This window comes from Pseudomonas sp. LM13 (assembly GCF_041381355.1).
Lineage (GTDB): Bacteria > Pseudomonadota > Gammaproteobacteria > Pseudomonadales > Pseudomonadaceae > Stutzerimonas > Stutzerimonas frequens.
On sequence record NZ_JACBXH010000048.1, the window covers coordinates 20,360 to 27,969 of the forward strand.

General features: G+C 67.3%; 9 protein-coding genes. 8 read left to right on the top strand and 1 reads right to left on the bottom strand.

Annotated elements, in window-relative coordinates; genetic code table 11:
- The first annotated feature begins 89 nt into the window (after nucleotides 1-89).
- The 8 genes from HZR81_RS20925 to HZR81_RS20960 all read left to right on the top strand — a co-directional run bounded on the left by HZR81_RS20925 (nucleotide 90) and on the right by HZR81_RS20960 (nucleotide 7,232).
- Entirely contained in the window at nucleotides 90-776 is a 687-nt protein-coding gene (locus HZR81_RS20925) for a thermostable hemolysin (protein WP_500129153.1), read from the top strand.
- Nucleotides 760-2,205, top strand: coding sequence for an AMP-binding protein (locus HZR81_RS20930; protein ID WP_500129155.1), 1,446 nt, complete (start codon nucleotides 760-762; stop codon nucleotides 2,203-2,205). The genes HZR81_RS20925 and HZR81_RS20930 overlap by 17 nt, the downstream gene beginning before the upstream one ends.
- 15 nt (nucleotides 2,206-2,220) lie before the next feature.
- Complete coding sequence (locus tag HZR81_RS20935; RefSeq protein ID WP_500129157.1) at nucleotides 2,221-2,892, top strand: iron-containing redox enzyme family protein; 672 nt, start codon at nucleotides 2,221-2,223, stop codon at nucleotides 2,890-2,892.
- Nucleotides 2,879-3,715, top strand: a complete 837-nt coding sequence (locus tag HZR81_RS20940; protein WP_500129158.1) for an SDR family oxidoreductase — start codon at nucleotides 2,879-2,881, stop codon at nucleotides 3,713-3,715. Before HZR81_RS20935 ends, HZR81_RS20940 begins: the two co-directional genes overlap by 14 nt.
- A complete protein-coding gene (locus HZR81_RS20945) occupies nucleotides 3,712-4,362 on the top strand; it encodes a tetratricopeptide repeat protein (protein ID WP_500129160.1) in 651 nt (216 codons plus the stop codon). The genes HZR81_RS20940 and HZR81_RS20945 overlap by 4 nt, the downstream gene beginning before the upstream one ends.
- 62 nt (nucleotides 4,363-4,424) lie before the next feature.
- Complete coding sequence (locus HZR81_RS20950) at nucleotides 4,425-5,084, top strand: response regulator (RefSeq protein WP_500129162.1); 660 nt, start codon at nucleotides 4,425-4,427, stop codon at nucleotides 5,082-5,084.
- The gene (locus HZR81_RS20955; protein WP_500129163.1) at nucleotides 5,078-6,511 is read left to right on the top strand and encodes an ATP-binding protein; all 1,434 of its coding nucleotides are present in this window, start codon (nucleotides 5,078-5,080) and stop codon (nucleotides 6,509-6,511) included. Before HZR81_RS20950 ends, HZR81_RS20955 begins: the two co-directional genes overlap by 7 nt.
- Before the next feature lie 169 nt (nucleotides 6,512-6,680).
- A complete protein-coding gene (locus HZR81_RS20960; protein WP_500129164.1) occupies nucleotides 6,681-7,232 on the top strand; it encodes a cytochrome b in 552 nt (183 codons plus the stop codon).
- Between the two features lie 129 nt (nucleotides 7,233-7,361).
- Here HZR81_RS20960 and HZR81_RS20965 read toward each other — a convergent pair.
- The coding region (locus HZR81_RS20965; RefSeq protein ID WP_500129166.1) for a hypothetical protein at nucleotides 7,362-7,610 on the bottom strand (249 nt) is incomplete at its 5' end.

Sequence of the window (7,610 nt, forward strand, 5' to 3'; positions counted from 1 at the left end):
GCCAGCCGCGCATTTAGCCCCGCGCGGCTTAAGACTGCCTTAAGTTTGCCCACCAACAATCGGCCCAGGCTTCTAACTGAGGTTCCCCGATGGAACTGCCCTGGGTTGATCACACTGACATACTGGCCCGCATCGGCCGCGAGCCATCGCTCTGCCTGCAACTGACGCAGGCCGGCGAGGACCCGCGACGGCTGGCCCTGGAAGACTTCATTCGCCAGCGTTTCGCCGAGCACTACGGGGCGCGGGTGCGCCACTTCATGCCCTGCCTGCTCGGCCTGCATGGCGACAATGGCGAGGTGCATGGCGCGGTCGGTCTGCGCAGCGCGCAACGCCGACCGCTGTTTCTCGAACGCTATCTGGACGAACCGATCGAGCAGGCCGTTGCCCGCCGCAGCGGCCGCCAGGTGCCGCGCGAGGAGATCGTCGAGGTCGGCAACCTGGCCGCCTTCGGCAATGCCTCGGCGCGACTGCTGATCGTCGCACTGACCGACCTGCTGGTCGCTCAGGGCTTTCGCTGGGTGGTATTCACCGGCACGCCGGCCCTGCTCAACAGCTTCCAGCGCCTGGCCCTGGAGCCACTGGCGCTGGCCCCGGCCGACCCGGCGCGGATGGGCGACGAGCTGGCCGACTGGGGCAGCTACTACGCCACCCGCCCGCAATTGATGGCCGGTGAGATCCTGCCCGGCCACCAGCGCCTGCTGCAGCTGGGCATCTACGCGCGGCTCGGCTACCAGCCGCTGTTCACCGGCGAGGTGCCCCATGCAGCCTGCAGCTGAACGTTTCTGGGAGACGCTTGAACGGCACAGCGGCATCGCCCTGGTCGAAGGCCCGCGCCAGCTGAGCTATGCCGAGTTGCGCCACGAGCTGGCCGCGCGCGCCAGTCAGCTGCAGCAGCTCGGTGTGCAGCGCGTCGCCCTGGCGCTGGACAACGGCCTGGACTGGGCGCTGTGGGATCTGGCGCTGCTGCACGCCGGACTGGTCTGCGTGCCGCTGCCGGGGTTCTTTTCCCCGGCGCAGCAGGAGCATGTGCTGAACCACGCCGGCATCGACTGCCTGATCGGCGCCAGCAGCCCGCTCAGCGAGCGCTGCGGCTTCCAGCCGGGTGACGCCGGCTTGCAACTGCGCCAGCTGGACACCGTCACGCCGGTGCCCGACGGCACACTGAAGATCACCTACACCTCAGGCACCACCGGGCAGCCCAAGGGCGTCTGCCTGGATGCCGAGGCGCAGCTGGCGGTGGCCGAAAGCCTGTGGCAGGCCAGCCTGCCATGTGAAGTGCGGCAACACCTGTGCGTGCTGCCGCTGGCGACACTGCTGGAAAACATCGCCGGGCTCTACGCGCCGCTGCTGGCCGGTGCCCGGGTCGAGCTGCGCCCGTTGGCCGAGATCGGCTTCAGCGGCGCAGCCGGCTTCGACCTGCCGCGCCTGCTCGCCACGTTGAACCAGACCCAGCCGCATAGCCTGATACTGCTGCCGCAGCTGTTGCTGGCGCTGGTCAGTGCGGCCGAACAGGGCGTACCGCTGCCGACTTCGCTGCGTTTCATCGCCGTCGGTGGCGGCCGCGTTGCACCGCAACTCCTGGAACGCGCCGGGCACCTCGGGCTGCCGGTGTACGAAGGCTACGGGCTGTCCGAATGCGCCTCGGTGGTCTGCCTGAACACGCCGGAGGCGCGACGCATCGGTACGGTCGGCCGGCCTTTGCCGCACGTCGAGCTGCGCCTGGCCGACGACGGCGAGGTTCTGGTGCGGGGCCCGCAGATGCTCGGCTACCTCGGCGAGCCGCCGCAGGTCGGCGAGTGGCTGGCGACCGGCGACCTCGGCCATTTCGAGGACGGTTTCCTGACCCTGCACGGACGCAAGAAGCACCAGTTCGTCACCGCCTACGGGCGCAACGTCAACCCGGAATGGGTGGAGGCCGAGCTGGTCCAGCAGGCGCCGATCGCCCAGGCCTGGCTGCATGGCGAGGCGCTGGCGCAGAACGTCGCGGTGCTGGTGCCGCGGTATCCCGAGCTCAGCGATGCCGAGCTGCAGGCGGCAATCGACCGGGTCAACGCCGGCCTGCCCGACTACGCCCGCGTGCACTGCTGGCTGCGCGCCGCCGAGCCCTTCAGCGCCGGCAACGGCCTGGCCACCGCCAACGGTCGGCTGCGCCGCAACGCCCTCTTCAACCATTACCAATCGGCGATCAACGCCCTTCCGTCCTGACTTTCGAGGTTCATCATGGATTTCTTCGACCAGCTGCAACACCAGACCAATGCCGAGCGCGAATACCTGCTCCGCGCACCGATCATCCACGCCGCACTGGGGGGCACCGCGACACGCGAGCGGTACATCTCTTTCCTGACTCAGGCCTACCACCACGTCAAGCACACTGTACCGCTGCTGATGGCCTGCGGCGCGCGCCTGCCGGAGCGGCTGGAATGGCTGCGCGAGGCCATCGCGGAGTACATCGAGGAAGAGATAGGCCATCAGGAATGGATCCTCAACGACATCCGCGCCTGTGGCGGCGATGCCGAGGCGGTGCGCCATGGCCAGCCGGCACTGCCCACTGAGCTGATGGTCGCCTACGTCTACGACCGCATCGCGCGGCACAATCCGGCGAGTTTCTTCGGCATGGTCAACGTGCTGGAAGGCACCAGCATCGCGCTGGCGACCCAGGCCGCCGGCGTGCTGCAGGACAAACTTCAGCTTCCGACCAAGGCGTTCAGCTACCTTACCTCGCATGGCAGCCTGGACCTGGAACACATCGAATTCTTCAAGAGGCTGATGAACCGCCTCGACGACGAGGACGACAAGGCTGCCGTGGTGCACACCGCTCGCGTCGTCTACCGCCTCTACGGCGACATCTTCCGCAGCCTGACCGCAGCGGAGCACGACCATGCAACTGCGTGACGCGCGCATCCTGCTGACCGGTGCCAGCGGCGGTATCGGCCAGCTGCTGGTCGAGCGGCTCTGTGCCCAGGGTGCGCAATTGCTGCTGGTGGGGCGCGGCAGCATTGCCCTGGAAACCCTGGCCCGCCGTTATCCCGCGCAGATCAGCCTGGTCACGGCCGACCTCAGCCAGCGCAACGGACGACAGCTGGTGCTGGACGCCGCGCGGCGCTTCGGCGGGCTCAACTGCCTGGTCAATGCCGCCGGGATCAACCAGTTCAGCCTGCTGGAGAGCCAGAGCGAGGACGCCATCGCCCGGCTGATCGAACTCAACGTCACCGCCACCCTACAGCTGACCCACCTGCTGCTGCCGCTGCTGCGCCAGCAACCACAGGCGCTGCTGGTCAACCTCGGTTCGACCTTTGGTTCGATCGGCTTTCCCGGCTTCGCCGCCTACTGCGCGAGCAAGTTCGCCCTGCGCGGTTTCTCCGAGGCGTTGCGCCGCGAGCTGGCCGACAGCCAGATCAAGGTGCTCTACATCGCTCCGCGCGCCACCCGCACGGCCATGAACAGCGCCCAGGTGGTGGCGATGAACGACGAGCTGAAGGTGGAGATGGACGACCCCCGCGAGGTCGCCGAGCAGATCCTGCGCACCATCGTCAGCGAGCGCGAAGAGCTCTACCTCGGCTGGCCGGAAAAACTCATCGTGCGCCTCAACGGCCTGCTGCCGCGCCTGGTCGACCTGGCGCTGCGCAAGCAGCTGCCGGTGGTCAAGCGCTTCGCCCGCGCGGAACAACCGCTGCCACCCGCATCACAACCCACCTCCACCGGAGAACACCCATGAAGCCTCTGCTCGGCCTCTGCGCCCTGATGCTGGCCCTCGCCAGCCAACTCTCCTTCGCCCTCAGTGCGGCCGGTGAATCGTCACTGCGCCAGATCCAGATGCACTGGGCGCAGATCAACTACCAGACGCCAGAGGCAAAGCGCGAAGCCGCCTTCGCCAAACTCGCCGACGAGGCGAAGCAGGTCGTGGCCGCCGAGCCGAACGCCGCCGAGTTGCATATCTGGCACGGCATCGTGCTCAGTACCTGGGCCGGCGCCAAGGGCGGGCTCGGCGCGCTGGCACTGGTCAAACAGGCCAAGGCCGAATTCGAAAAGGCCATCGAGCTCGACGCCACCGCGCTGGATGGTTCGGCCTACACCAGCCTGGCCAGCCTCTACTATCAGGTGCCCGGCTGGCCGATCGGCTTCGGCGACGAGGACAAGGCCGAGGCGCTGTTCCAGCAGGCACTGGCGCTGAACCCGAACGGCATTGACCCGAACTATTTCCATGGCGATTTCCTGCTGCGCCAGAAGCGCTACGGCGAAGCGCGCACGGCGCTGGAAAAAGCGCTCGCCGCGCCAGCACGCCCCGGTCGTGAAGTCGCCGATGCCGGGCGCCGCGACGAAGCTCGCGCGCTGCTCGCGCAGGTCAAGGAAAATCTGGAATAACCGGCGGCGGCGGCGTTGAATGCACAGCAATGCCGCGAACCCTTCAAGACGACAGGAACGACATGCGCATTCTGCTGGTGGAAGACGATCGCGCCCTTGGCGAGGGCCTCCGCACCGCGCTCAGGCCCGAGGGCTACACGGTCGACTGGCTGCAGGACGGGGCCAGCGCATTGCATGCACTGAGCCACGAGAGCTTTGAGCTGGCCATCCTCGACCTCGGTCTGCCGCGGCTGGACGGGCTTGAGCTACTCAAGCGCCTGCGCGCCGCCGGCAATCCGCTGCCGGTGCTGGTGCTCACCGCCCGCGATGCCACGGACGACCGCATCGCCGGGCTGGATGCCGGCGCCGATGATTACCTGGTCAAACCCTTCGATGTCGCCGAACTCAAGGCACGCCTGCGCGCCCTGCTCCGGCGCAGCTTCAACCGGCCGGAGCCGGTGCTGGAATACCGCGGGATTCGCCTCGATCCGGTCAATCAGCAGGTCAGCTACCAGGGCACGCCGATCAACCTGCCGCGCAAGGAGTTCGTCCTGTTGCACGAGCTGATCGCCCAGCCCGGTCGCGTGCTGACCCGTGATCGCCTGCAGCAGGTGCTCTACGGCTGGGACGAGGAAGTCGAGAGCAACGCGCTGGAGGTGCACATCCATCATCTGCGCAAAAAGTTCTTTCCCGAGCTGATCCGCACCGTACGCGGCGTCGGCTATCTGGTGGACAAATGCTGAAGCGCTCGATCCGCCAGCGCACCCTGGCCCTGCTGCTCGGCACTCTGCTGATCTCGCTGAGCCTGATTTCCTGGCGCAGCTACCGCGACGCCCGTCATGAGATAGAGGAGCTGTTCGACGCCCAGCTGGCGCAGAGCGCGCGGCTGGTGCAGGGGCTGGTCGGCCGCGAGATGGACCCGCAGGCCCGCGGCGCGCTGCAGGCGGCGCTCAATGCCGCGGTGAACGCACGCCGCGACCAGGGCGTACCCGGCCACGACTACGAGACCAAGCTGGGCTTTCAGGTGTATGCCGCCGACGGCAGCACCCTGTTGCAGTCGGCCGGCGCCCCGGATGGCGCACTGCAGCAGCTGCTCGCCGGGCTCGGCGATGCGCCGAACTTCGCACGACTGCCCGCCGGCTACCACGACGTGCTGCTGGACAGTCACGCCTGGCGCCTGTTCCTGCTGGAGGACCGCGAGGATGGGTTGTGGATCCTGCTCAGCGAACGCGGCGATGTGCGCGGCGAACTGGTCGGCAAGATCGCCCGCCGCAGCCTGCTGCCCGACCTGATTGGCCTGCCGCTGCTGGCGCTGCTGATCTGGCTGGCGGTGGGCTGGGGCCTGCGCCCACTGGCACGCATGGCGCAGCTGCTCAAGAGCCGCGACCCACACAACCTCGCACCCTTGCTGCTGGCGCCGCTGCCACAGGAACTGGAGCCGGTGGCAGCCTCATTGAACCGCCTGTTGCAGCAGGTCAACCAGTTGCTGGAACGCGAGAAACGCTTCATCGCCGACGCCGCCCACGAATTGCGCACGCCGCTGGCGGTGCTACGCATCCATGCACAGAATGCCCAACAGGCTGCCAGCGAGGGCGAACGCGAGCAGGCCCTCGAACAGCTGATCGCCGGCGTCGACCGCACCACCCGGGTGGTCACTCAGCTGCTGACCCTGGCGCGCCTGGAGCCGAGCGCCCAGCGCCTGAGCCTGGCAGACATCGATCTGCTGCCGCTGTGTCGTGAAACCCTGGCCGAGCTGACGCCTTTAGCGCTGGCACGCGGCCAGGAGCTGACGCTGGAGGCCGGCGAGCAGGCCGACTCCCACCTCAGCGGCGATGCAGCGAGCCTGGCCACGCTGCTGCAGAACCTGGTCGGCAACGCCCTGCAGTACACGCCGGAGGGCGGCCAGATCCAGGTCGGCCTCCAGGCCAACGCGACCACTGTCACGCTGCGGGTGGATGACTCCGGCCCAGGCGTGCCAGTGACACAACGGGACAAGCTGTTCGAGCGCTTCTACCGCCAGAGCGACGGCGAGGGCGCGGGGCTGGGTCTGGCCATCGTCGCGCGTATCGCCGAGCTGCACGGTGCCAGCATCGAACTGGCCGACTCGCCCCTGGGCGGCCTGCAGGTCAGCGTGCACCTGCCCCGCCAGCCGCAGCCAGTGGCGGAATAGGTGCCGCGCGGCGGTGCTGGAGTTGCGAGCCCGCTGCATCAGAAACCGTCCTGCCCACAGCTCCGCAGATACCGTGACAGCCTGCCGCAGCTGACGCGAGCGCTCGCTAAGGTTCGCTTAAGCCAGGCGCCCTAGACTGCCGCCATATTCCCACACGGAGTGCGTGAAAATGGCTGCTTCCACCCCACTGGCGCGCTACGGCCGACTGAGCATCGCCCTGCACTGGCTAATGCTGCTGTTGATTGCCGCGGTCTACGCCACCATCGAACTCAAGGGCAACTTCGCCAAGGGCAGCGAACCGCGCGAACTGCTCAAGCACTGGCACTTCATGCTCGGCATGACGGTATTCGTGCTGGTCTGGCTGCGGCTGATTGCCCGCTGGCTGCATCCGGCACCCAGGGCGCTTGCCGACGCGGCTTGGGAACACGTCCTGGCCAGACTGATGCACCTGGGGCTTTACGCGCTGATGATCGGCCTGCCGCTGCTGGGCTGGCTGACACTAAGCGCGGCGGGCAAGCCGATTCCCTTCTTCGGCCTCGAGCTGCCTGCACTGATCGGCCCCGACAAGAAGCTGGCCGGCGATTTCAAGGAACTGCATGAAACGTTGGCGGTAGCCGGCTATTGGCTGATCGGGCTGCATGCCGCGGCCGCGCTGTTCCATCAGTACGTACGCCGCGACGGTACGTTACAGCGGATGCTGCCGTCTTCGCCGCGATCCTGACCTGCCCATCAGAACGCCCAGAAACTGTAGCTGCCTGGGCGTTCTCATCTGGCCACAAATGAACGAGCAAACAGGAAATTCCCATCGCGCCCCGGCGTGACCGGCGTAAGACACGCAGGTGTCTTGAGACTAGACAGCAGCACCAGAGCGGGTGAGCAGATCGGACAGCGACAGGGTAAACATCAGCACCAGCCAGAAGCCTGCCCCTAGCGCGAAGAAGCGCACCAACGGCGAGTGTGTGCCGAGTTGAGCGAGGCCGAAAAGCACGAGCGCGGCCTGTCCGGCAGCACAGGCCAGCGCGACATTTGCCCATTGTGGATACCGGATGGCTATCGTCGCGCCAATGGCCAGCAGCACCAGCAAACCGGCATAGATCAG

Excerpts from the sequence above, each read along its gene's own strand:
- HZR81_RS20940 (WP_500129158.1), top strand. The coding sequence starts at position 2,879 with ATGCAACTGCGTGACGCGCGCATCCTGCTGACCGGTGCCAGCGGCGGT.
- HZR81_RS20935 (WP_500129157.1), top strand. The coding sequence starts at position 2,221 with ATGGATTTCTTCGACCAGCTGCAACACCAGACCAATGCCGAGCGCGAA.
- HZR81_RS20930 (WP_500129155.1), top strand. The coding sequence starts at position 760 with ATGCAGCCTGCAGCTGAACGTTTCTGGGAGACGCTTGAACGGCACAGC.
- HZR81_RS20955 (WP_500129163.1), top strand. The coding sequence starts at position 5,078 with ATGCTGAAGCGCTCGATCCGCCAGCGCACCCTGGCCCTGCTGCTCGGC.
- HZR81_RS20960 (WP_500129164.1), top strand. The coding sequence starts at position 6,681 with ATGGCTGCTTCCACCCCACTGGCGCGCTACGGCCGACTGAGCATCGCC.
- HZR81_RS20945 (WP_500129160.1), top strand. The coding sequence starts at position 3,712 with ATGAAGCCTCTGCTCGGCCTCTGCGCCCTGATGCTGGCCCTCGCCAGC.
- HZR81_RS20950 (WP_500129162.1), top strand. The coding sequence starts at position 4,425 with ATGCGCATTCTGCTGGTGGAAGACGATCGCGCCCTTGGCGAGGGCCTC.
- HZR81_RS20925 (WP_500129153.1), top strand. The coding sequence starts at position 90 with ATGGAACTGCCCTGGGTTGATCACACTGACATACTGGCCCGCATCGGC.